Source organism: Actinomadura rugatobispora (genome assembly GCF_042656285.1).
GTDB lineage: Bacteria > Actinomycetota > Actinomycetes > Streptosporangiales > Streptosporangiaceae > Spirillospora > Spirillospora rugatobispora.
The window spans coordinates 19,172-40,391 of record NZ_JBHSON010000009.1; the positions used below are offsets into that span (position 1 = coordinate 19,172).

At 70.5% G+C, this 21,220-nt stretch carries 16 protein-coding genes; 8 read left to right on the forward strand and 8 right to left on the reverse strand.

Features of this window, described 5'->3' with window-relative positions; genetic code table 11:
* Positions 1 to 25: 25 nt before the first annotated feature.
* The 3 genes from ACFPZN_RS08270 to ACFPZN_RS08280 are packed head-to-tail and all read right to left on the reverse strand — an operon-like array spanning position 26 to position 2,942.
* Positions 26 to 1,588 carry an MFS transporter gene (locus ACFPZN_RS08270; RefSeq protein ID WP_378281221.1) on the reverse strand — a complete coding sequence of 521 codons (1,563 nt, stop codon included), beginning with the start codon at positions 1,586 to 1,588 and terminating at the stop codon, positions 26 to 28.
* On the reverse strand, positions 1,585 to 2,328 hold the full coding sequence (locus ACFPZN_RS08275) for a hypothetical protein (RefSeq protein ID WP_378281222.1): 744 nt from the start codon (positions 2,326 to 2,328) through the stop codon (positions 1,585 to 1,587). Before ACFPZN_RS08275 ends, ACFPZN_RS08270 begins: the two co-directional genes overlap by 4 nt.
* Positions 2,325 to 2,942, reverse strand: coding sequence for an ArsR/SmtB family transcription factor (locus tag ACFPZN_RS08280; protein WP_378281223.1), 618 nt, complete (start codon positions 2,940 to 2,942; stop codon positions 2,325 to 2,327). Before ACFPZN_RS08280 ends, ACFPZN_RS08275 begins: the two co-directional genes overlap by 4 nt.
* A 471-nt stretch (positions 2,943 to 3,413) precedes the next feature.
* Between ACFPZN_RS08280 and ACFPZN_RS08285 the strand changes: the two genes are divergently transcribed.
* On the forward strand, positions 3,414 to 4,055 hold the full coding sequence (locus ACFPZN_RS08285) for a DUF998 domain-containing protein (protein ID WP_378281346.1): 642 nt from the start codon (positions 3,414 to 3,416) through the stop codon (positions 4,053 to 4,055).
* 419 nt (positions 4,056 to 4,474) lie between these two features.
* Here ACFPZN_RS08285 and ACFPZN_RS08290 read toward each other — a convergent pair whose 3' ends face one another.
* On the reverse strand, positions 4,475 to 5,197 hold the full coding sequence (locus ACFPZN_RS08290) for a hypothetical protein (RefSeq protein WP_378281224.1): 723 nt from the start codon (positions 5,195 to 5,197) through the stop codon (positions 4,475 to 4,477).
* A gap of 521 nt (positions 5,198 to 5,718) precedes the next feature.
* Here ACFPZN_RS08290 and ACFPZN_RS08295 point away from each other — a divergent pair.
* Positions 5,719 to 6,831, forward strand: coding sequence for an acyl-CoA dehydrogenase family protein (locus ACFPZN_RS08295; RefSeq protein WP_378281225.1), 1,113 nt, complete (start codon positions 5,719 to 5,721; stop codon positions 6,829 to 6,831).
* A gap of 534 nt (positions 6,832 to 7,365) precedes the next feature.
* Positions 7,366 to 8,376 carry a Rieske 2Fe-2S domain-containing protein gene (locus ACFPZN_RS08300; RefSeq protein ID WP_378281226.1) on the forward strand — a complete coding sequence of 337 codons (1,011 nt, stop codon included), beginning with the start codon at positions 7,366 to 7,368 and terminating at the stop codon, positions 8,374 to 8,376.
* A 281-nt stretch (positions 8,377 to 8,657) separates the two neighbouring features.
* Here the strand turns inward: ACFPZN_RS08300 and ACFPZN_RS08305 are convergent, their stop codons facing one another.
* A complete protein-coding gene (locus ACFPZN_RS08305; protein ID WP_378281227.1) occupies positions 8,658 to 9,422 on the reverse strand; it encodes an enoyl-CoA hydratase in 765 nt (254 codons plus the stop codon).
* A gap of 249 nt (positions 9,423 to 9,671) precedes the next feature.
* On the opposite strand from ACFPZN_RS08305, the gene ACFPZN_RS08310 reads away from it, so the two are divergent.
* Positions 9,672 to 10,841, forward strand: coding sequence for an acyl-CoA dehydrogenase family protein (locus ACFPZN_RS08310; protein WP_378281228.1), 1,170 nt, complete (start codon positions 9,672 to 9,674; stop codon positions 10,839 to 10,841).
* A gap of 49 nt (positions 10,842 to 10,890) precedes the next feature.
* Here ACFPZN_RS08310 and ACFPZN_RS08315 read toward each other — a convergent pair whose 3' ends face one another.
* Positions 10,891 to 11,763: an SDR family NAD(P)-dependent oxidoreductase gene (locus ACFPZN_RS08315; protein ID WP_378281229.1), complete on the reverse strand. Its 873-nt coding sequence runs from the start codon at positions 11,761 to 11,763 to the stop codon at positions 10,891 to 10,893.
* Positions 11,764 to 11,832: 69 nt separating this feature from the next.
* Here ACFPZN_RS08315 and ACFPZN_RS08320 point away from each other — a divergent pair, with 69 nt between their 5' ends.
* Positions 11,833 to 13,056: an acetyl-CoA C-acyltransferase gene (locus ACFPZN_RS08320; protein WP_378281230.1), complete on the forward strand. Its 1,224-nt coding sequence runs from the start codon at positions 11,833 to 11,835 to the stop codon at positions 13,054 to 13,056.
* Positions 13,057 to 13,174: 118 nt separating this feature from the next.
* Here the strand turns inward: ACFPZN_RS08320 and ACFPZN_RS08325 are convergent, their stop codons facing one another.
* Both ACFPZN_RS08325 and ACFPZN_RS08330 read right to left on the reverse strand, forming a co-directional pair.
* Positions 13,175 to 14,809, reverse strand: a complete 1,635-nt coding sequence (locus tag ACFPZN_RS08325; protein WP_378281231.1) for an AMP-binding protein — start codon at positions 14,807 to 14,809, stop codon at positions 13,175 to 13,177.
* Between the two features lie 133 nt (positions 14,810 to 14,942).
* A complete protein-coding gene (locus tag ACFPZN_RS08330) occupies positions 14,943 to 15,962 on the reverse strand; it encodes a DUF7065 domain-containing protein (protein WP_464044055.1) in 1,020 nt (339 codons plus the stop codon).
* 414 nt (positions 15,963 to 16,376) lie between these two features.
* Here ACFPZN_RS08330 and ACFPZN_RS08335 point away from each other — a divergent pair, with 414 nt between their 5' ends.
* The 3 genes from ACFPZN_RS08335 to ACFPZN_RS08345 all read left to right on the forward strand — a co-directional run bounded on the left by ACFPZN_RS08335 (position 16,377) and on the right by ACFPZN_RS08345 (position 21,137).
* A complete protein-coding gene (locus ACFPZN_RS08335) occupies positions 16,377 to 17,567 on the forward strand; it encodes an ABC transporter substrate-binding protein (protein WP_378281233.1) in 1,191 nt (396 codons plus the stop codon).
* A gap of 124 nt (positions 17,568 to 17,691) precedes the next feature.
* On the forward strand, positions 17,692 to 18,348 hold the full coding sequence (locus ACFPZN_RS08340; RefSeq protein ID WP_378281234.1) for an ATP-binding cassette domain-containing protein: 657 nt from the start codon (positions 17,692 to 17,694) through the stop codon (positions 18,346 to 18,348).
* The gene (locus tag ACFPZN_RS08345) at positions 18,345 to 21,137 is read left to right on the forward strand and encodes an ABC transporter permease subunit (RefSeq protein ID WP_378281235.1); all 2,793 of its coding nucleotides are present in this window, start codon (positions 18,345 to 18,347) and stop codon (positions 21,135 to 21,137) included. Before ACFPZN_RS08340 ends, ACFPZN_RS08345 begins: the two co-directional genes overlap by 4 nt.
* Positions 21,138 to 21,220 lie beyond the last annotated feature (83 nt).

Below are 21,220 nucleotides of genomic sequence, written 5' to 3' on the forward strand. Positions count from 1 at the left end.
AAGGGCGACAACGCGTGCACGCCGGTCATGTCGTGGTCGCCGGCTCGTCGCTCGTTGGTGATCCTTTCGCGGCAAGGGTCAGGACGGCTGCGCCCGCCAGCACGATGAAGGTGACGGCAGCGAGCACGCCGACCACATGGACGCTGGAGACGAACGCGGCCTTCGCCGCTGACTCAAGGGCATCCCCGATACCGACGGGAAGGTTCGCCGCGGTTGACAGTGCTTCCTCGATGCCGCGCGAAGCGGCCGAGGCGTCGGCGCCGGTGATGCCGATGTCATCGAGGTCGGAGCCGAGGGAGACCCGGTACATGGCCGCGGCGGCGCTTCCCAGCGAGGCGATCCCCAGCGCGACTCCGAGTTCGCCGCTGGTCTCCATGATCGATGCCGCCGAGCCGGCCCGCTCCTCCGGCGCCGAGGACATCAGGACGTTGGCGCCCAGCGACATCGGGGCGGCGACCCCGAAGGAGGCGATGGCCATTCCGGCGATCACGAACCCGAACGTGTCGGCGTCGGCCTGGGTGAGCAGGGAGAATCCAAAGGCGGCCACCACCAGTCCGCCGGCGATGACGTACCGCTCGGGCATGAGCTTGGCGAGCGCCGGCGCCGCGGCGAAACCCACGACCATCACGACGTTCTGCGGAATGAGCCACAGAGCCACCTCGAGCGGGTCCAAGTCGTTGACCGATTGAAGGTAGATGGCGGAGACCAACGATGTGCCGGCCATCACGATGCCTCCGACCGCGGAGATGGCAAGGGCACCGCTGAAAGCGCGAATGCCGAACAGCGCAAGGTCCACGAGGGGATCGGTGAGTCTGCGCTGCCGGGCGACGAACGCCACGCCGAACCCGAGTCCGACGAACGTGGCCGCGATGGACGTCCACGAGGCACCATCGCGTGCCAGGTCCTTCACCCCCCATGCCACGGGGAGCAGGGCCCCCAGCGACAGCGCGACGCTCGGCAGGTCGATGCGCCCGGCGGACGGGTCCTTCGATTCCGGCAGCAGCACCGGCGCGGCGATCAGGAGAAGCACCATCACGGGAATGGCGATGAAGAACGCGACGCCCCACGAGAAGCGGTCGAGGATGATGCCGCCGACGATCGGTCCGATGAGCATGCCGATCATGAAGCAGGCGAACCAGGCGCCGATGGCCGAACTCATCTGGCGGGTTCCCGCGAACAGGTGGCGTATCGTCGCCAGCGTGGTGGGCATCAGTGTCGCGCCGGCGATCCCCAGCACGGCTCGCGCTCCGATGAGTACCTCTGGAGACTGGGCGAAGCCCGCGACCGCTGAGGCGGCACCGAAGGCCGTGGCACCGATGAGCATCAGGCGGCGTCGGCCGATGCGGTCGGCGAGGCCTCCCATGGTGACGAGGAAACCCGCCAGCACGAACGAGTAGATGTCGATGATCCACAGCTGCTCGATGCTCGATGCGCCGAGTTCACGACTCAGGGTCGGCAGCGCCAGGTAGAGGACGCTGACGTCGATGGACAGCAGGAGGGTCGGTAGCGCGAGAACGAGGAGCGCGAGCCACGCCTTGCCGGATGCGTCGTGGAGGTCTTCGTCCGTGCTCGTGGAAACCTCGCTCATGCCGCACCGCCGAACACGTCCGCGAGCCAGCCGGTCCATTCATCGGCGACGGTCTCCAGCGCCACGTCCTGGGCGCCGTACTGGTAGGCGCCGAGCACGACCGGCGCACCGAAGAAGTTGCGGCCGAAGAACCGGTAAAGGGCGTCACTGGTGCGCAGGCCGATGAAGTACTCGTTGTGGAAGTCGAGCACGGCCTCGACTTCGCCGATGGTCGGCAGCGCCGCGACGAGCGTCCCACCGGGCTCGGTGGTGTCATGGATGCCGAGCGCTGTACGAACGGGCTGAAGCCCTGCCGCGGTCGCGGACGTCGGAGGGGCGTGGACCTCGACGTGTCGGTACGGGCGTCCCTGGAAGTGCTTCAGGTATTCGGCGAGGGTGTGCATGTAGAACCCCGTGTGCTTGCGTGCACCGTCGTACTGGGTGTCCCAGTCGTCCTCGAACACGCCGCTGTGGACGTAGCGGATGTAACTGCCACCGTCACGCGCCTCGATCTGGAATTCGATCTGGTGGAACCAGTCGCCCGACTGTTCACGCGCGACGCACCGGTACGGCGGGTCCCAGACGATCGCGGTGTCCTTCATCGGTTCGGACGGCATGAGCCAGGCTTCGCTGTCGCGGGTTACGGCGAGCCAGACCTGCTCGGGGACGGCGGGCAACGGGCCCTCGTGTTCGATCCGGAACTTATCGGACATCTTTCTGCCTTCCTGTCGGTGGGAGTGCGCGGGCTCGACGCCGCTCAATCGCTCGCGGCAATCTCGCCGGCGGCCTGGGATCGGTCCTTGAGCTTGGGATGCAGCGCGATGACGACGCGATGACGCCGACCACCCGGCGCGGTCTCGTCGTGGTAGCGGCTCACCAGGCCGGCGGTGAAGTGGGCCAGTTCGGCCGCGAACTGCGCCCGGGCCTGGGGACTCGCGAACGTGATCTCGCTGTCGATGGCGAACGTGGCCAATCTCTGCTTCGCCTTGCCCGCACCGCGAATCAACTGTCCGACGTCGTGCACGAGCCGGGCGCCCAACGCGAGCATCCAGGTGGCCGAAGCATGGTCACGCAGGCGCTCAGAGTTCGGAGCGGCATCCCTCATCACCTCGGGCGAGATGACGTAGGCCGCGGCCGAGGCCTGGAAAAGGTGCTCGGTCATGTTGCCCTTCCGGCGCTCGGCGACCACCTGGGCGAGCCCGTGCTTCTCAAGCGCGCGCAGGTGATAGTTCACCTTCTGACGGGCCAGGCCGGTGCGTGCGGCGAGCATGGTCGCCGACGCGGGGCTCGCCAGCTCTGACAGCAGGCGCGCACGCAACGGGGCGAGGGCGACCTCGGCAACGACCGGGTCGGAGATGACATCGAGATCTTCCATGCATGCAAGGATGGCCACCGAAAATTTAATTTGTCAAGACAGTCTCAGATGTCTTGACGATTAGATTTTTCGGAGCCTAGTCTGCGCAGCACCACACCGCTGAAGGGATCCGTGATGCTCGCATGACCCGGCTGGACCATGTCGCCCTCAACGTCCTGGACGTTGAACAGGCACTCGACCCCTATCGCGGAACGCCGCCCCGGGCGCAGACGACATCAGCCGTGGCTCTCTGGAGGGGGCGAAGGCCGGCGCATGGGTCGATCACCTCTGCTTCGTCATCGACCCAGATGATCGGCGGCCATGGCTGGAGTCGCCGGACCTGGCCGTGCTGAACGGGCCGGTTGAGCAGTTCGGCGCTCGAGGCGTTGGAGTGTCGGTCTACGTCCACGATCCCAACGGAAACACCAGCGGGCTACGCACCTGCACCGACGCCACCACGTCGCCTGTTGAACCGAGGGAGGGGGCTTGAGCATGTCCAGGCTTCGGGTCGGAGTGGGAGCGGCGGTCTTGTTCGCCTGCGTGTCCACCATCGAAGCGTTCGCACGCCCCGCGTTCGATCTGGAGCGGCACGCCATCAGCATGCTGAGTCTCGGCGACCGCGGGTGGGTGATGGTCGCGACGTTCATCGTCTCTGGCCTGCTGGTGCTGGAGGTGGCGAACACCCTCCGGCGCTTCCGTCATCGGCGCTGGTCGGCCGCCCTCATCGGAGGGTTCGGTGCCGGACTCATCCTCGCCGGCATCTTCCCCGCTCCGCGAGGCCTCGGCTTTCCCTTGGGCACACCGCAAGATCTTGAGCCGGTCATGACGGCCTCGGCGACGATGCACTCGGTCGCGTTCATGGTCGCCTTCAGCTCACTCATCGTCGCCTGCTTCGTCTTCGGCGGCATCTTCTGGCGCGAGGAACGACAGGTCATCGCCGGCCAGTGCCTCGCGGCAGGAGTCGCCATTCCCGTCTTCATCGCGTTGGGCGCGAGCGAGAAGATCCCAACCGGTGTCGGCTTCTATATCGCCGCGATGCTGGCATGGCTGTGGTTCGCGGGCCTTGCCTGGAATCACGCGACTCACGGTTCCGGGCCGGCCGAACATGAGCCGATGACCTCGCCCACCACCTGACCACGAACACACGGGGGGCGGGAGTCGAGCGGCCGGCGGCCCGATTCCCGACCGTAAGCCGAGTACGGTTCACCGCTCGGGTATCGAGCACGCGATCTCAGCTGGGATTACACGACGTGGCGGTACTGGCTGACCATGCCCGCGACGACGGTTCGTCTGCGGATGGACCCTGGTCGGAGAGTGAAGCGCCCCGAGTTCAGTCGCGGCTCTGATGTGTCCCGGGGCGCTTCACTCCCCAACGCGTCGTTACCTGGTGCGCTCGAAGCCCCAAAAGTGCTTCCTATCGCGCTGGCAGGGCGAATCGTTGCGCCAGAGTGCATGCCGAGCTCTGCATGGTGGAAGCCTGGGGAGCCGGTTGCGGTCGGATGCCCGAGGCAACCTTGTCCTTGGCACGACCCCCGTAAGAGGGAAGCCGTTCGTCAGTGCACACGGGCACCGCACTCGGCCGAGTAGAGCACCGCACCCGTCCGGATCCGATCAAGTCCCATACCGATCAGACGGAGGACCCCCTCGCGGGTGTCCACGTCGAGTGGATACTCGGCGATGGCGTCGGCGCTCGCGGTGATCCTGTCGGCGACATGCACTTCGGCCGGGAAGTGGTCCCTGGGCACGATCCCGCCGGCGGTGCCGAAAGCCATGACGTCGTTTGCCTCGGAGAACAGCTCGCCCACCTGGAAGCGCCAATGCGCGCCGGCCTCGGCGAGCAGCCGCCGACCAGCCTGCCCACAGCCGGTCAGCAGGTCCCTGCGTTCACGTATGTGTTCCGCGATCGCACAGCAGACAGGGACCCGGGCGACCTCGGCGGTGTCGATCCGCGCGTACCCGGCGTGCGGGTCATAGCGCAGCCCCGACTCCAGTAGTTCGAGCGCGGCGGCCTTGGCCCGTGGGCCGGCATGCCCGACGATCTCCAGCAGCACGGGCGCGGCGACCGCTGCGGCGGGAAACACCGCAGCACTGTGACCGTGACACAGACCCCCGTTCTCCAGACGCCCGACCGCGGCCGTGACCTGGACCAAGGTCGTCGCCACGGCCAGCTTCCGCAACCCCGAGGCCGCTTCTTCGGGCTCGTACCAGCCCGCGGGCCCGGGAACCGCCGCCCAATCCACGGCGTGGACCGCACTCCATACCCCGGTATCCGACATCCCCGGATCCTGACACACAGGGCAGGCGCACTGATCAGATCATCGGGCTTCGGACCGTCTCAAGCCCCGACCATCAGCCAACCAAATGGTGGACTACCTGCGGCAGAGTCAGAGGTGCCACTCTGCTGCCTCTTCCGGGCCTTGGCCGCGTCTGGGTGTGACAGAGACCGGTCTGCGCTGTTCATAGCGCTGATGGTCGGTCGGCTACGCCGTCCCTGCACGGTGTCCGCTGGCGCTACCAAGTTGACCATCTGGTTGGTTATAGTGCCTAGGTGGACGTCACGATGGGAGCAAGGGGCGGTGCGTTCCGCCAGGTGCCGCAGATCCGCCGGTGGAGCCGCGCTCAACCGCGACCTGCTCGGAACCCCCGTTGACCGTCGAGCACGGCAGGCCGAGCGGTACCCCGACCATGCACGCCTGGACACCATGAGCGCCTGTCAGCAGGCGTCCGATTGCCGTCGGGTCATGCTCCTGGAACGCACCCCGGGAGCGCCCCTTGAAGGAGACCGATGATGGCCCTTTTGGCTGATACCGATCTGACCGAAGACGAGACGCTGCTGGCCGAAACGGTCCGCGGCTATTTCGCCGATTTCGTCGACAACGCCTATCTCAACGGACAGGAGGACACCGACGAGGGGTACGACCCCGGGCGCTGGAAGCAGCTGTGCGAGCTGGGCTGGACAGGGGTCAACCTCCCCACGCACGTGGGCGGCGGGGACGGCACGCTGGCTGAGGCGGGCATCGTGCTGCGCGAGTGCGGTCGGGCCGCCTTCGCCTCGCCGCTGCTGCGTTCCAGCATGGCCGCGAACGTCCTGCTCGGTGTCGATGCAGGCGGCCGCTTCGACGGAGTGCTCGCCCGCATCGCGCAGGGCACGCCGACGGCCCTGGTCGCGCCTCCGGACCGCACGGTCGCCGCCGCCGAGGTCGACGGCGGATACCAGATCGGTGGTGCCGCCACGGTCGTGGAGTGGCTGGCGCAGAGCGAACAGGTCGTCCTGCTGCTTCCGGTGGCGGATTCGGCGAACTGGTTGTGCGCCGTGGTCGCCCGCGCACTCCTGGACGCCCGCAGCATCGCGGTGCCGAGCATCGACAACGAACGCGTGACCCGCCTGGACCTGGACGGTTTCCATCTGGCATCCCAGGACGCCGAGTTCGTGGAAGTCCCCGCCGCCACGGCCCTCAGGGCGCTCGCCCGCGCCGACCTCCTGCGGGCCAGCTCGATGGTCGGTGGCTGCGAGGCGGTGCTGGAACGCACGGTCGCCTACGCGCTCGAGCGGGTTCAGTTCGGCCAGGCGATCGGCGCCTTCCAGGCAGTGCGCCACCATGCCGCGCGGATCGCGATCGCCACCGATGCGGCCCGATTGGCCTGCAACGAGGCGCTGGCCCGCGCGGATGCGGGGGAGGACGTGACCGCGACCGGGGCGGTGGCGCTATTCGCGGCGGGGCGCTCCTACGTCTCGGCCGTGCTCACCGCGGCGCAGGTGCACGGCGGGGTCGGCACCACCACCGAGCATGTGCTGCACCACCACTTCCGGCGCGCCAAGGCGATGCAGCTGCGCTCGGGGAAACGGGCCGAGCGGCTCCGGGAGATCCACCACGCCCTGGTGGTCCGGCACGAGGGCAGCCTCTGGTGACCGCACCGACCCTCCGGAGAACCGACCACCGGTGAGTCGCCGTCGTCACCGGCGGCGGCCGCGAGCTCGGGCGCGCGATCGCGCTCCGGCCGGCCGTCGACGGCACAGTGCCGGCCCGCTCCGGCAATCTGGCGGCGCCATCCGGATGCTGCGCGCCTTCGTGAACATCGACTTCATTGTGGTGCGCCATCATCACCGGCGAGACGATCGGCCTCGACGGCGGCGAAACGCTCTTACCGACCTGTGAGCAACCGCTGCTCGGGCCCTGGGCAGCCCTGACCCTGCACGCTCATCGCCCGAAGTGACGCGTTCGTTGGGTGCCGCCGACGTCGGAGGGGTGCCGGGCACCGAGGGCGCCGGGCCGGTCCAAGGTCACCTGGTGATGCCCACGTAACCATCTAGCCAGTTGGATAAAGGTGTCCGAAAACATGGGATGACATGGCCGTCTTTGCTGTCCATCGCCAGTTGACGATGAACTCTCGCTTGCCTACATTACCAACCAGATGGTTGATATCCCGAGATCGGAGAACGTGGATGAAGGACTGGCCGTACGACGTCTTCCCGACCGGCTGGTACCAGATCGGGTACTCGGCGGAGCTCGCTCCGGGCGAGGTGCGCCCGGTGAAGTACTTCGATCAGGACCTGGTGCTGTTCCGTACCGAGCAGGGCGAGGTGGCCCTGCTGGACGCCTATTGCGCCCACCTCGGCGCGCACCTGGGGTACGGCGGGAAGGTGAAGGGCGACTGCATCGAGTGCCCGTTCCACGGCTGGCTGTGGACGGCGCAGGGTGCGCTGTCGGAGATCCCCTACGCGCCGGGTGAGACGCGCCGCGTCGGCCTCGACCGGTGGGAGACCCGGGAGGTCGACGGGCTCATCATCGCCTGGTACGACGGCTTCGGCCGGGCGCCCTGGTGGGAGTGGCCCGGTATCCGCGAGTTCAAGGACGGTGCCGGCTGCTACCCGATCTACCCGCAGGGCGCCGACCACATCGGCGTCCGGAAGATCATTCCGCAGTCTCCGGTGGAGAACACTCCGGACTACTACCACTTCATGTGGGTGCACGGGTCCGGCCAGCCCGGCAAGCCGCTGCTGTGGGAGGAGGAGGGGCACTACCTGCGCACCCGCATCGGATTCGTGTTCGGCCACGGCAAGCAGTCGACCTGGCTGACCCCCGACGGCCCGGTCGCCGGCGAGATCGAGACCGAGGCATGGGGCCTGGGCCTGTCGAACGCCCGCTTCGTCCTCGACGGCTTCATCACCTCGCAGCTCACCGCCGCCACGCCGGTCGACCGGGAGCACTCACAGTTGTTCGACACCATCACCTGCACCCGTGAGCCGGGGAGCGACGACCCCGAACCCTCCGGCACCGCCGCCCGGATGCTGGAGTTCCAGAAGGGCCAGATCCGCCGCGACTTCGCGATCTGGGAGAACCAGCGCTACGTCGAGCACCCGCCCTTCGCCGGCGGCGAGGAGGAGCACTACGCCCGCTTCCGGCGCTGGTCGCGGCAGTTCTACGTGAACGCCCCCGAGTCTGAGCAGGTCTGACCGCCCGGGCAGGCGCAGATGCCGAGCAGTCTGGACGCCCCCCGACAATCGAAGATCGCGTGGCGGCCGGACGACGTCCTGCTCTACCGCCTGCCGAAGACGGCCTGAGCCGGCGGCCGGTTGCCCGTAGCAGGACGCACCGGTGCTGAGCGCCGGATCATCATCCGGTGACCGCGCGCCGCCCGCCGGGAACAGCGAGCCGGGACCCGCCGGCGGGTCCCGGCCCCGTGCCCGCCTCAGCGGCCGGGCGGCGGTGCACGCAGGCCGGGCCGACCGGAGAGTCAGCGCCCCTTGAACTGGGGCGCGCGCCTTTCCCGGAAGGCCGCGAACGCCTCGGTGGTGTCCTCGGCGCCCAGGTTGGTCGCGGCGGCGGCGGCCTCGCGGCCCAGCGCGTCGTCGAAGCCGGTCGTGAGCGACTGATTGAGAAGATCTTTGGTGAGGGCCAGCGCGATCGGCGGGCCGGCGGCCAGCCGCCGCGCCAGTTCTGTGACGGCCGCCTCGAGCTCGTCGGGCGCGACCACCTCGCCGGCCAGGCCCAGCGCCGCGGCCTGCTCGGCGTCGATGGTGTCGCCGAGAAGCGCGAGGCGCTTGGCCGTGTGCAGACCGACGAGCCGCGGCAGCAGCCAGGAACTGCCGAAGTCGGGGGACAGGCCCCGCTTGACGAAGATCTGGCTGAAGGTGGCGGTGGTCGAGGCGATGACGAAGTCGCAGCCGAGGGCCAGGCTCATCCCCGCACCCACCGCGGGGCCGTTCACCGCCGCCACGCACGGCTGCGGCATCCGGTGCAGGGCGCGGGCGGTCTCGTTGATCTGGCGCATCAGCACGATGGGCGGACTCTGCGGGCGGTCGGGCGGCAGCGCCGCCCCCGCGCAGAAAGCGGTGCCCTCTCCCGTGATGACGACCACGCGCTCGGACGGGCTCGCCGCGATCGCGGCCAGGACATCGCGCAGCTGGGCGAACTCGTCCGGGGTGAGGGCGTTGCGGCGCTCCGGCGCCGCGAGGGTGACGCGGGCGATGCCGTCCGCGCTCTCGAACTCGATGCTCATGCGCGCATCGTAGGATCCCGCCTGATGAGAATCAACCAGTCAGTTGACTAACTCTGCCCTTGTTGCACCAGGCGATGCGCCCAGCACAGGGCGAACCGCGAGGTTCGTCCGGCGGGACGGAATGCTATCTGGATAACTAACTAATCGGTTGGCTATAGTTGAGGTCAGGTGCACGGCCCCGCATGCTCGGTGCCGGTGTCCCCGTCAACGGACGGCTGCCGTGCGGGCGGCGGCCCGGAAGGACTGTGAATGAAGACGGCGATCGGACCGGAGCAACTGGAGTTCCTCGCGCGGCTGCGTGCCTACCTGGACGGCCTGGACCCCGCCTTGGTCGAGGCGACGCGGGTGGAGAACACCGAGGACCCCATGCAGCCGCGCGAGCACGGCCGGCGTTTCCTCAGGCGGCTCGGCGCCGACGGCTGGCTGGGCATCTCCTGGCCGCGCGAGTACGGCGGTCAGGGCCGCACCCCGATCGAGCAGTGGCTGTTCGCCGAAGAGCTCTACGATCGCAGGCTGCCCAACGGCCTGCTGACCCTCAACTCGATCGGCCCGACGCTGATGCTCATGGGCAGCGCCCGGCAGAAGGCCGAGCTGCTGCCGCGGATCCGGGCGGGTGAGCTGGAGTTCGCGATCGGCTACAGCGAACCGGACGCCGGCAGCGACCTGGCGGCGCTGCGCACCCGGGCCGTGCGCGACGGGGACCACTACCTGGTCAACGGCCAGAAGATCTGGACGACCGGCGCTTCGGTGGCCACCCACCTGTGGCTGGCGGTCCGGACCGGGGCGCAGGAGGACAGGCACCGGGGCGTCAGCCTGTTCATCATCCCGATGGACACCCCCGGGATCACCATCACGCCGATCATCACCCAGGGCGGGGAGCGCACCAACGCCGTCTTCCTGGACGACGTGCGCGTCCCCGCCGAGGCGATGGTCGGCACCGAGAACGGCGGCTGGAAGGCCGTCACGGCCGCGCTCAACTTCGAGCGGATGTTCTACCACAACGAGCCGCGCTGGGAGCTGCGGCAACTGGAGGAGTGGGCCGGCGGCGCCGGGCTGCTGGACGGCCGGACCCCCGAGGCCGGCACGCTGCAGGTCACCATGGGCGAGCACGCCGTCGACGTGGAGATCTGCCGGCTGTTCGCGCTGCGCGGGGCCCGGATGCTCGCCGCGGGCCAGGTGCCCTACGCCGAGGCCTCGATCAACAAGATCTGGTGGGGCGAGCTCCGGCAGCGGATCTGTGACACGGGCCTGGACCTCATCGGCGAGGAGGGCACGATCGCGACCGGGTCGCAGTACGCTCCGGCGCACGGGCACCTGGAACACGGGCTGCAGTCGTCCCCGGTGTGGCGTTTCGGCGGCGGCACCAACGAGATCCAGCTCGACATCATCGCCACCCAGGGCCTGGGGATGCCCCGCTGAGCCGGTGCACCCGAGCGGCGCCCCGGGCACCGGCTCGGGTGCGGCCCGGTCAGGTCTCCGGCAGCGCCAGGGCGTCGGACGGGATCGTCCACTGCTCGGTGTCCATGATCTGGCCCAGGTTCGCGGCGATGTCCTCCACGGTCGCGGCGGGGTTGCGGTAGCCGGCGGTCTGGACGATCAGGTTGCGCGCGTAGTGGCCCGCGGCGGCGTAGAAGATCTCGCCGGTCGCCGTGCACGACTCGTGGCACAGATAGCCGACGAGCTGCGCCACCCGGTCCGGTGACATCGCCGCGTGCAGGTCCTGCGGCAGTGCCGCAGAGGTCATGTCCGTCGCGGCTCCCGGCGAGACGATGTTCACCCGGATGTCCTTGCGCGCTCCCTCGATCGCCAGGGTGCGGCCCAGGCCGGCGAGTCCCGCCTTGGCGGAGGAGTAGTTGGCCTGGCCGAAGTTGCCGAACAGTCCGGCGACCGAGGTGGTCATGACGACCCGCCCGTACCGCCGCTCGGCCAGGTGCGGCCACGCCGCCTGGGTCAGGCGGAAGGAGCCGAGCAGGTGGACGTCCAGGACCGCCCGCAGGTCCTCTTCCGGCATCCTCGCGAAGGAACGGTCCCGGACGATCCCCGCGTTGTTCACGATGATGTCAACCCGGCCGTAGGTATCGAGGGCCGTCTGCACGGCGTCGGCGCCCGCGCCCGGTTCGGCGATGGAGGCGTTGCAGGGGGTCGCGGCCCCGCCCAGTTCGACGATCTCCTCGCACGTCGACTCGGCGGGGGTGCGCCCGTCCTCGGACGGGCGATCGACGTCGTTGACGACCACCGCGGCACCGCGGGCGGCGAGAAGCCGTGCGTACGCGCGGCCCAACCCCCCGCCCGCGCCCGTCACGATCGCCACCCGGTCGTCGTAGCGCAGACTCTCGGCCACCGAACCTCCTCAAAGCTGTGCTGCGAGCATCATAGCCAACCATTCGGTTGGTTTGGTAGCGTCGCGGTCATGCAGAATGCCGTGATCGTCGACGTGGTCCGCACGCCGCGGGGCAGGGGCAGGCCGGGCGGTGCGCTGTCCGGGATCCACCCTCAGGAGCTGCTCGCCGGGGTGCTGCGCGAGCTGGAGAAGCGCACCGGGCTCGACCCGGCCGAGGTCGAGGACGTCTTGACCGGGTGCGCCAACGCGGTCGGTGACCACGGGGACTGCGTCGCCCGCCTGTCGGTCCTGGCCGCCGGGTGGCCCGACCACGTACCCGGCCTGACCATGAACCGGTTCTGCGGCTCGGGCCAGCAGGCGATCAACACCGCGGCGATGATGATCGCCGCCGGGCAGGCGGACACCGTGGTGGCCTCCGGCGTCGAGATGATGTCGCGCTACCCGGCCGGCGGCCCGCTCACCCTGGACGGCGGCAACGCGCGGCTGCGCGCCAGGCACCCCCTGGTGCCGCAGGGCGTCTCCGCCGATCTGATCGCGACGCTCGACGGGATCGGCCGCTCGGACGTGGACGCCTACGCGCTGGAATCGCAGCGCCGCGCCGCCGCCGCGATCGAGGACGGCCGGTTCGGCGGGTCGATGGTTCCGGTCCTGGCCGATGACGGCTCGGTGATCCTGGACCGGGAGGAACTGCCGCGCGCCACCAGCATGGAGGCGCTTGCCGGGCTCCCAGCGTCCTTCGCCCAGTTGGGCGGTGCGGACCTGGAAGGTTACGACCGCACCTTCGACGAGATGTGCCGCACGGTCTACCCGCATGTGGCGCAGGTCCAGCACGTCCATCACGCCGGCAACTCCTCCGGGCTGGCCGACGGCGCGGCCGCCGTCCTGCTCGCCGACGAGCGGACCGCGCGCGAGCGCGGCTGGCGTCCTCGCGCCCGGGTGCTGGCCACCGCGAGCACCGGCGCGGAACCGGTCGCCATGCTCACCGCCCCCGCCCCGGCCGTGCTCAAGTGCGCCCGCAGGGCCGGGATGACCCTGGCCGACATCGACCTGTTCGAGGTCAACGAGGCGTTCGCCTCGGTCGTTCTGCGTTTCCTGCGCGAGACGGGTACGGACCCGGCGGCGGTGAACGTCAACGGAGGAGCCATCGCGCTGGGCCACCCGATCGGGGCGAGCGGGCCGATCCTGTTCGCCACCCTGCTCGACGAGCTCGAGCGCCGCGACCTGTCGACCGGAGCCGTCACCATGTGCACCGGTGGCGGCATGGCCACCGCCACGATCATCGAGCGGATCTGATCGGAAGAAGCGTCGAGGCCGCCCTTGGCCGCGATGTCCCTGGCCGGGTGACGAGCGGTGCCACCGGCCGGGAACGGACGGGCCTCCCGCCTCGCGGACGAGACGGGAGGCCGGTGCGTCAGGCGGTTGCGGGCCCGGAGCGAGCGGCCTCGGCCAGGACGCGGGCGGCCTGGTAGTCGGCCTTGCCGTTGGGGCCGCGGGGGACCAGGTCGACGAAAGCGATCAGCCTGGGCGCCTTGTACCCCGCCAGACGTTCCTTGACGTGCGCGATCAGGTCGGCGGCGGTCGCCGTGCGCCCGTCGCGGAGGTTCACCACGGCGCTCACGACCTGTCCCCACACCGGGTCGGGGACGCCCACGACCAGGGCGTCGGCGACCGCCTCGTGGTCGAGCATCACCGACTCGACCTCCTCGGTGAAGATCTTCTCGCCGCCCGAGGTGATGCAGAGCGAGTCCCGGCCCAGCAGTTGGATCCGGCCGTCGGGCAGCAGCAACGCGTTGTCACCGGGGACGGACGAACGCACGCCGTCGATCGCGTAGAACGTCCGGGCCGACTTCTCGGGGTCCTTGTAGTAGCCGACCGGAAGCCGGTTGTGCACCGACAGCCGGCCCACGGCGCCCGATCCCGCCGTCACCGGGGCTCCGCTCTCGTCCAGGAGCCGGGTGTTGGGGCCGGGGGAGAACAGGCCCGTCGGAGGGATGTCGCCCTGCGTGGCCAGCGACCAGCCGATCCCGAAGCCCTCCGTCGAGGAGAAGCCGTCGAGGATGCGGGCGTCCGGCCAGTGCGTGAGCAGCCCGCGTTTGGCGGCTTCGCTGAGCATGCCACCGGAGTTGAGCACGTGCCTGACGGAGGCGCCCTCGAAGCGGCCGGGTTCGGCGTCGAAGGCCGCCAGGATGCGGCCCGCGAAGACCTCGCCGCTGATCGCCAGGCTGGCGACACCGTGCGCGTCGATCGTCCGCAACAACTCGGCGGCGTCGAATCCCGTCCCGGCCAGCGAGACGACGCAACCGGCTTCGTGCATCGTCATGAACGCGCCGAACAGGCCGGAGCCGTGCATGTACGGGCTGGCGGAAATGTGGCTCCAGCCCGGCTCGCGCAATGTCCGGCGGACGCTGCCGGCCAGATCGTCGATGTCGTAGTGCGGTCTGGAGACGTCGTTGGTCTGCTCCAGGAAGTCGGTGGTCCGCCACATCACCCCCTTGGGCAGCCCGGTGGTCCCGCCGGTGTAGAGCAGGAACAGGTCTTCGCCGCTGCGGCCCCAGGGACCGGTGGTGCGGCCGGTCGCGGCGGCCGCGGCCTGCTCGTAGGGGATCGCCCACCGCGGGCAGTCGTGAGTGCCGTCGTCGACATGGATCCACGCGCGGACGCGCGGCAGCCGGGCGCGCAGGCCCTGCACGGTCTCGGTGAAGGCGCCGTGGAAGACGACCGAGGTCACGTCGGCGTCGTCCCACAGGTAGCGCAGTTCGTCGCCCTTGTAGCGGTAGTTGGAGTTGACCGCGGGGATGCCCAGCTTCAGCGCCGCGTGAGAGACCTCCAGATACTCCGGGCTGTTACGCAGGTACTGGGCGACTCGGTCGCTCTGGGACGCCTTGGCGTCCAGCAGCGTGCGCGCGATGCCGTCCGCGCGCTGGTCGAACTGGGACCAGGTGTAGGCGCGCTCGCCCTGGATATGGGCGGGGGCGTCGGGGAACTGTTCCGCGATCGCCTCCCACACCACCGCCAGGCTGCGCTGCGCGTCGGATGTCGTGCCCATGTACGGCCTTTCTCGCGGTCGACCCGTGTGGTGCGGGGCCTGTCGGCCGGTCGCGGGTCGGTTCAGCAGGGTGGACGCAACGGTCGGCTCACGAGGCCGGAGCGGGTCGGGCTGAGGCGGCCTCGGGCCGGTGTCACGAGTCCTGTCCGGTCATCGAGATCGGCAGGCCGTCGACCATGCGGTCGAGGACCTCGACGATGCCCAGGCCGTGACGGCCGTCGCTCAGTTCGAAGTCGTAGGCCGAGTAGCCGATCCTGGTCACGCCGTGTGAGGTGCCGTCCTGCGGGCGGTGGTGCCGCAGCGGTACGAACTGCTCGGGGACGCGCGCGGTCCCGGTGAGCGTCGACTCGCTGTCCGGGCCCTGGAGCGCGCAGGAGATCCGGCGGCAGAAGCCGTCATCGGTCCACTCCAGTGCCACTTCGCCGAGCCGGGCCTCGGTGGCGATGCCCGCGGAGGCCAGCGCGGCTCGCCGGGTCATGGTGCCGTCGGCTTGGGCGACCTGCAGCCCCATGACCGCCGACCCGTCGTCGAAGGAGGCGGAGATCCACCGGTAGAAGCGCGGCCCGGCCCAGTCGCGCGGTCCCCATGAGTGGTCACGGAGCCCGCCCCCCTGGATCTGGTGCTCCTCGCCGTCCACCCGCAGGCTCCCGGCGAGCTGGATGAACTGCTCGTAGTGGCCGAGTGCCATGGACCTCTCAAGGATGTTGGCCGGATCCTCGCCGCTGGTGCCGAAGGAGTCGCCGTTGCCGGTGACGGTCAGGTCGATCCGTGCGCCGACGAGTGGTGCGGCGCGGAACGCGGGGCCGGGATCGGACAGCACCCGCGGTTCGGGGAAGACCGAGACGGGGCCGTCGAAGGTCAGTCGCTGGCGCCGGTGCGGCTCGTCGATCTCGATCGCGATGGGGCCCACCGCGAGGGTGTCGGCGGTGGTCTGCTCCACCCGGTGGAAGGCCAGCAGCGTCCTGCCCTCCGGCAGGAAGATCAGTGCCGTCGCCTGGCCCGCGGGTCGGTTGGGCTGCACGGCGATGCGCAGCCACCCGACCACTCCAGAGCCCGGTGAAGTGAAGTTGTAGTAGGTGGACTCGTTGTAGCTCGGAGTGCGGTCCGGTGGGTGCCGGTACTCGTGCAGGGGCGCGATGGACTCGGCGAACATGGACAAGCCGTCATCCTCTTCTCGATGCCTGCGCTTCAGGCTGCCGGGCGCTGAGGGGTGTCCGGCTCGGGCGGGTGGCCGCTCCGCGACCGCCGCAGGGGACTTGCCGATCATCGTCACCGTCCGTTCCCGCGGCCATCGCCAACATCTTCAACTGGATGGTCGGCTAAATCAAGAGTGGGGCCGGAGGTCGCGGAAGTCGCCTCTCATGGCCGTTGTGCTTGCGAAAATTCATCGCACGCCGAGCGTTGACGCTCAGATCGGGCGTTGCTAGTTTGCCAACCACTTGGTCAGTTGAGGATCCGCTCATCGGCCAACTGACCTGGTGGGAGCGGTGGGCACGTGCCGTCGCCCCAGCAGATCATTCCCCCCTAACTGGTTGGGTTATGCGCCCGACGGGTGAGAGGAGTCCCCGTGAGACGCACATCCGCCTTCGTCCTCATCGGCACGGTGCTCGCAGGCCTGGCCACGGCCTGCGGCGGTTCCGGATCCTCCGGCGACGGGAAGGGATCCTCCGGCTCTCCCGTCTCGATCATGGTCTCGGGGACGCTGTCGAGCCCGAACCTGTCGTATCCGCAGGCCGCGACCGGCGCGCTGGCGGCCGCCGAGGCGATCAACAAGGCCGGCGGCATCGACGGCCGCCCCATCAAGGTCATCGAGTGCAACGACCAGCTGAACCCGTCCACCGCGCTGGCGTGCGTGCGCAAGGCGGCGCAGGAGCGCGTGGTCGCCATGGTGGGCGGCATCGACCTGTTCACCGCGCAGTTGTGGCCCGTGCTGAAGACCGCGGGGATCCCCTGGGTGGGACTCGACGTCATCTCCGCCGACCAGGCGACCAACGAGATGTCCTACCCGATGACCGGCGGGACCGTCACCGGCTTCTACCAGGCCGGACGCCTGGCGGTGCAGAAGGGCGGCAAGCAGGTCGTCATCATCAGGCACCAGAACTCCCAGTCCGCCTTCGTCGCCGACGTCGTCACCGGCGGGGTGAAGGCGGCAGGCGGCTCGGTCACCAGCCGGATCGTCTCGACGATCGGCAACCCCGATCCCACGCCCGCCGCGGCCCAGGCCGTGGCCAAGCGCCCCGGCGGGATCGCCTGCGCCTGCAACGCCGGGGACGGCGCCCGCATCCTGAAGGCGGTCCGGCAGGCCGGCTTCACCGGGGCGTTCACCGCCGGATACCCGACCCTGCTGGAAAGCGACATCAAGACGCTCGGGACGCTGGCCGACAACACCTACACCCCCAGCGACATCGCCTACTCCGGCGACCCGAAGGCGGCCCTGTTCTACGACCAGATGCGCGCCTACGACCCCAAGGCCGCCACCGACAGCATCTCGGCCGGTTCCTGGCTCGCCACCTACGCGATCGCCCAGGTCCTCAAGGGGCAGACGCCCCTGACCAGCGCCACGCTGATCAAGCGGCTCAAGACGGTACCGGCCATCGACACCCACGGCGTGACCGGCGGGAGCCTCACCTTCTCCAAGCCCGGCGCCCTGCCGCAGTATCCGCGGATCGTCGACCCCTATGTCATCGAGTACCAGGCCACCGGCGGTAAGCGCGTCCCCATCAGCCAGAAGTTCGTCAGCGTCTACAGCGGCTCCTAGGAAGGACACCGTGGTGACAGAGCGGCCCACACCACCCGGGGACCGGCCCCGGCCGCCTGCCGCCTCCACGCCGGCCCGCCGGGTTCTCCTGCGGACCAGGGGACTGGCGGCCGGCTACGGAGACATGCGTGTCGTCGACGGCGTCGACCTGGCCGTGGACGAAGGCGAGATCACGGCCCTGCTCGGCGGCAACGGCGCGGGCAAGACCACGGTCCTGCGCACCGTCGTGGGGCTCCAGCGGCAGCTCGGCGGCGAGGTGCACCTGTTCGGCGAGGCGACGCGGGCGCCGCTGCACCAGCGCGCCCGGGCCGGGCTGGGCTACATCGCCGACAACCGCTCGCTGATCCCGGCCCTGAGCGTCCGGGACAACCTGCGCCTGGCCAAGGTGGACCTCGACGAGGTCGTGGCCGTGGTCCCGGCGCTGGCCGGGCTGCTCGACCGCCGGGCGGGCCTGCTGTCGGGCGGCGAGCAGCAACTGCTCAGCGTCGGACGCGCGCTGGCCCGGCGCCCCCGGCTGCTGGTCGTCGACGAGTTCTCCCAGGGGCTGTCGCCCCTGGCCGCCGAGGCCGTCACGGCGCTGCTGCGCGCGGCCGCGGAGGCGGGGACCGGCGTCCTGCTCGTCGAGCAGGTGCTGCGGCGGGCCCTGGCCCTGTCCGACCGGTTCCTCGTGCTGCGCCAGGGCGGCGTCGCCCTGGACGGCCGCTCGGCCGACCACCGGGACCACCCCGAAGAGATCGAACGCCTGACGACCGCCGCGGTGAACGGGGTGAGGCACCCATGAACGTCCTGCTCTACGCGATCATCGGCCTGGGCAGCGGCGCGGTCTACGGGCTGCTCGCCCAGGGGATCGTGGCCGTCTACCGCAGCTCCGGCGTGCTCAACTTCGCCCAGGGCGCCATCGCGATGGCCGCCGCCTACCTGTTCGTCGACCTGCGCCACATCGTGCCGGCACCGATCGCCGTCGTCGCGGTGACGGCGGGCGCCGCCGCCTTCGGCGTGCTCTTCCACGCCATCGTCATGACACCCATGCGCCGGGCCTCGACCCTGGCCAAGGTGGCGGCCACCCTCGGCCTGTTCGTGACCCTGCAGTCGGCGGTCGCGCTGCGCTACGGCACCGAGAGCAAGATGGTCCCCGGCTTCCTGCCCTCCTCGCCCCTGCACCTGTGGAGCGGGGCGGCGGTCGGACTGGACCGGCTGATCCTGCTGCTGATCGCGGTCGTGGTCACCCTCGCCGCCTGGTACGCCTACCGGTCCACCCAGTTCGGCCGGCTGACCACGGGCGTCTGGCACGACCCGGACGCCGTCGGCGCGCTCGGCGGGTCCCCCAGGCTGGTCGCCGGCGCGAACTGGGCGATCGGCAGCGGGCTGGCGGGCCTGTGCGGCTGCCTGATCGCGCCGCTGACCGGCCTGCAGACCGACACGCTGTCCATGCTGGTCGTCCCCGCCGTCGCGGCGGCCATCGCCGGCGGGTTCTCCTCCTTCCCCGGCGCGCTGGCCGCGGGCCTCGCGATCGGCGCCGCGGAGTCCGTCGTCGGCAACTACGTGTCCACACCGGGCTGGTCGAAAGCGGTGCCCTTCCTGGGCATCGCCATCCTGTTCGTCGCGCGCGGCCGGAGCCTGCCGGTCCGCTCGGAGGCGCAGCAGGCACTCCCGGCGGTCGGCCGCGCCCACTTCGGCCGCACCGGCGTGGCAGGGGTGGTGCTGGTCCTGCTGCTGGCCGTCCACCTGGGGCCCGCCTCCTGGGTCGGGCCCATCACCGCCACGGCCATGGCCGCCATCGTGGCGCTGTCGGTCGTGCTGGTCACCGGGTACGCCGGTCAGCTCACCCTGGCGCCGCTGGCGCTGAGCGGCGCGGGTGCGCTGCTGGCCGCCAACGCCTCCCACGCCTGGGGGTGGCCGCTGGTGCCGAGCCTGCTCGCCGGGGCCGTCCTGGCCGTCCCGGTCGGTCTCGCGGTCGCCCTGCCCGCACTGCGCACCCGCGGCGCCAACCTGGCCGCGATCACGCTGGCCCTCGGGGTCGTGGTGAACGACGTCGCCTTCAACAACCCGCGCTGGACCGGCGGCTTCGAGGGCCTGACCACCGGGCCGCTGACGGTCCTGGGCTGGTCGGTCGACGCCAACCTGCATCCGGAACGCTACGCCGACCTGGTGCTGGCGCTGCTGCTGCTGGTCGGGCTGCTGATGGTCCGCGTCCGCAGGGGGCCGCTCGGCCGCCAGCTGCTGGCCGTCCGGGGCAACGAGCGCGCCGCGGCCTCGGTCGGTATCAGCGTCGGAGCCGCCAAGCTGGTCGCCTTCTCGCTGGCCGCGTTCATCGCCGGGCTCTATGGCGTCCTGACCGGTTTCCAGACCGGTGTCGCCACCTTCACCACCTTCGACGCCTTCAGCTCGATTCTGCTGGTCAGCACCGTTGTGCTCGCCGGCGTCGGTTACAGCGGCGGCGCGATCGTGGCGGGCGTGATGGCCAGCGGGGGGATCGTGTCCACCTGGCTCGGCTTCAGCGGCATCGCCGACTACCTGCCGCTGATCAGCGGCCTGGCGCTGATGCTGACGCTGGTGGTGCAGCCGAGCGGCATCGTGCCGGAGACCCTCGAGACCTGGCGGCACCTGGGAGCGGCCGCCGCCCGGCGGCTTCCCGGCGCGGAGGCCCTGCGGAACGCGGTCGCGGCCGTGCGCCGCGGTGCGGCGCGCCCGCACCCGCGGCCGCAGACCTCGGCGGCGCCCGACACGGGGGAGCCGGCGGCTCGTCCGGCGGTTCCGGGGGTGCGGGCCGCCGGATTGCGCGTCGAGGGCCTGTCGGTGCGGTTCGGCGAGGTGCGCGCCGTCGACGGGTTGTCGCTGGCCGTGGCGCCCGGCGAGATCCTCGGGCTCATCGGCCCCAACGGCGCCGGCAAGACCACCGCCATCGACGCCGTCACCGGCCTGGTGCCGGCCGCCGGCCGGGTCATGCTCGGCGGCAAGGTCCTGTCGGGCCTGCCACCGCACCGGCGCGCCGGCAGCGGACTGGGCCGCTCCTTCCAGGGCATCGAGCTGTTCGAGGACCTCACGGTCGGCGAGAACGTCATGGTCGGGCATGAGGGCAGGCGGTTGGGGGGCCTGCTCCTGGACCTGCTGAGACCCGCCCGCGGCCGGCTCTCGCCCGCTGGACGGGCCGCCGTCGAGCTGTTCGGGCTCGGGGAATGCTCCGGCGACAAACCCGGCGAGGTCTCCTTCGGCCTGCGCAGGCTCGCCGGAATCGCGCGCGCGGTGTCGGGCGCACCGTCGGTGCTGCTGCTGGACGAACCCGCCGCGGGGCTCGGGCCGGGGGAGGTGCAGGAGCTGATCACCCTGCTGCGCAGGCTGGCCCGCGACGGGAACATGGCGATCATCCTGGTCGAACACCACATGGAAATGGTGATGGCGGTCTGCGACCGCGTCCACGTGATGAATCTGGGCCGGACGCTGGCGGTCGGCACGCCCGAGGAGATCGAACGCGACCCGGCCGTGCGCGCCGCCTACCTGGGCGACGCGGACCCCGACGCGGCTCAGGAGGAGACACGGGACGAGACGAGGCCCGGGACGGTGCGGCAATGACCCCGGCCGGGGCGGCGGCAGGGCAGGAGACGGGACGACCGGCAGGTCAGACGGCAGGTCGCGGTGCTGATCCCCGACCGCGG

Bases quoted from the DNA above. Each gene is read 5' to 3' on its own strand.
- ACFPZN_RS08330 (WP_464044055.1), bottom strand. From the start codon at position 15,962: ATGTTCGCCGAGTCCATCGCGCCCCTGCACGAGTACCGGCACCCACCG.
- ACFPZN_RS08310 (WP_378281228.1), top strand. From the start codon at position 9,672: ATGAAGACGGCGATCGGACCGGAGCAACTGGAGTTCCTCGCGCGGCTG.
- ACFPZN_RS08280 (WP_378281223.1), bottom strand. From the start codon at position 2,942: ATGGAAGATCTCGATGTCATCTCCGACCCGGTCGTTGCCGAGGTCGCC.
- ACFPZN_RS08300 (WP_378281226.1), top strand. From the start codon at position 7,366: ATGAAGGACTGGCCGTACGACGTCTTCCCGACCGGCTGGTACCAGATC.
- ACFPZN_RS08345 (WP_378281235.1), top strand. From the start codon at position 18,345: ATGAACGTCCTGCTCTACGCGATCATCGGCCTGGGCAGCGGCGCGGTC.
- ACFPZN_RS08325 (WP_378281231.1), bottom strand. From the start codon at position 14,809: ATGGGCACGACATCCGACGCGCAGCGCAGCCTGGCGGTGGTGTGGGAG.
- ACFPZN_RS08290 (WP_378281224.1), bottom strand. From the start codon at position 5,197: ATGTCGGATACCGGGGTATGGAGTGCGGTCCACGCCGTGGATTGGGCG.
- ACFPZN_RS08320 (WP_378281230.1), top strand. From the start codon at position 11,833: ATGCAGAATGCCGTGATCGTCGACGTGGTCCGCACGCCGCGGGGCAGG.
- ACFPZN_RS08305 (WP_378281227.1), bottom strand. From the start codon at position 9,422: ATGAGCATCGAGTTCGAGAGCGCGGACGGCATCGCCCGCGTCACCCTC.
- ACFPZN_RS08270 (WP_378281221.1), bottom strand. From the start codon at position 1,588: ATGAGCGAGGTTTCCACGAGCACGGACGAAGACCTCCACGACGCATCC.
- ACFPZN_RS08285 (WP_378281346.1), top strand. From the start codon at position 3,414: ATGTCCAGGCTTCGGGTCGGAGTGGGAGCGGCGGTCTTGTTCGCCTGC.
- ACFPZN_RS08340 (WP_378281234.1), top strand. From the start codon at position 17,692: ATGCGTGTCGTCGACGGCGTCGACCTGGCCGTGGACGAAGGCGAGATC.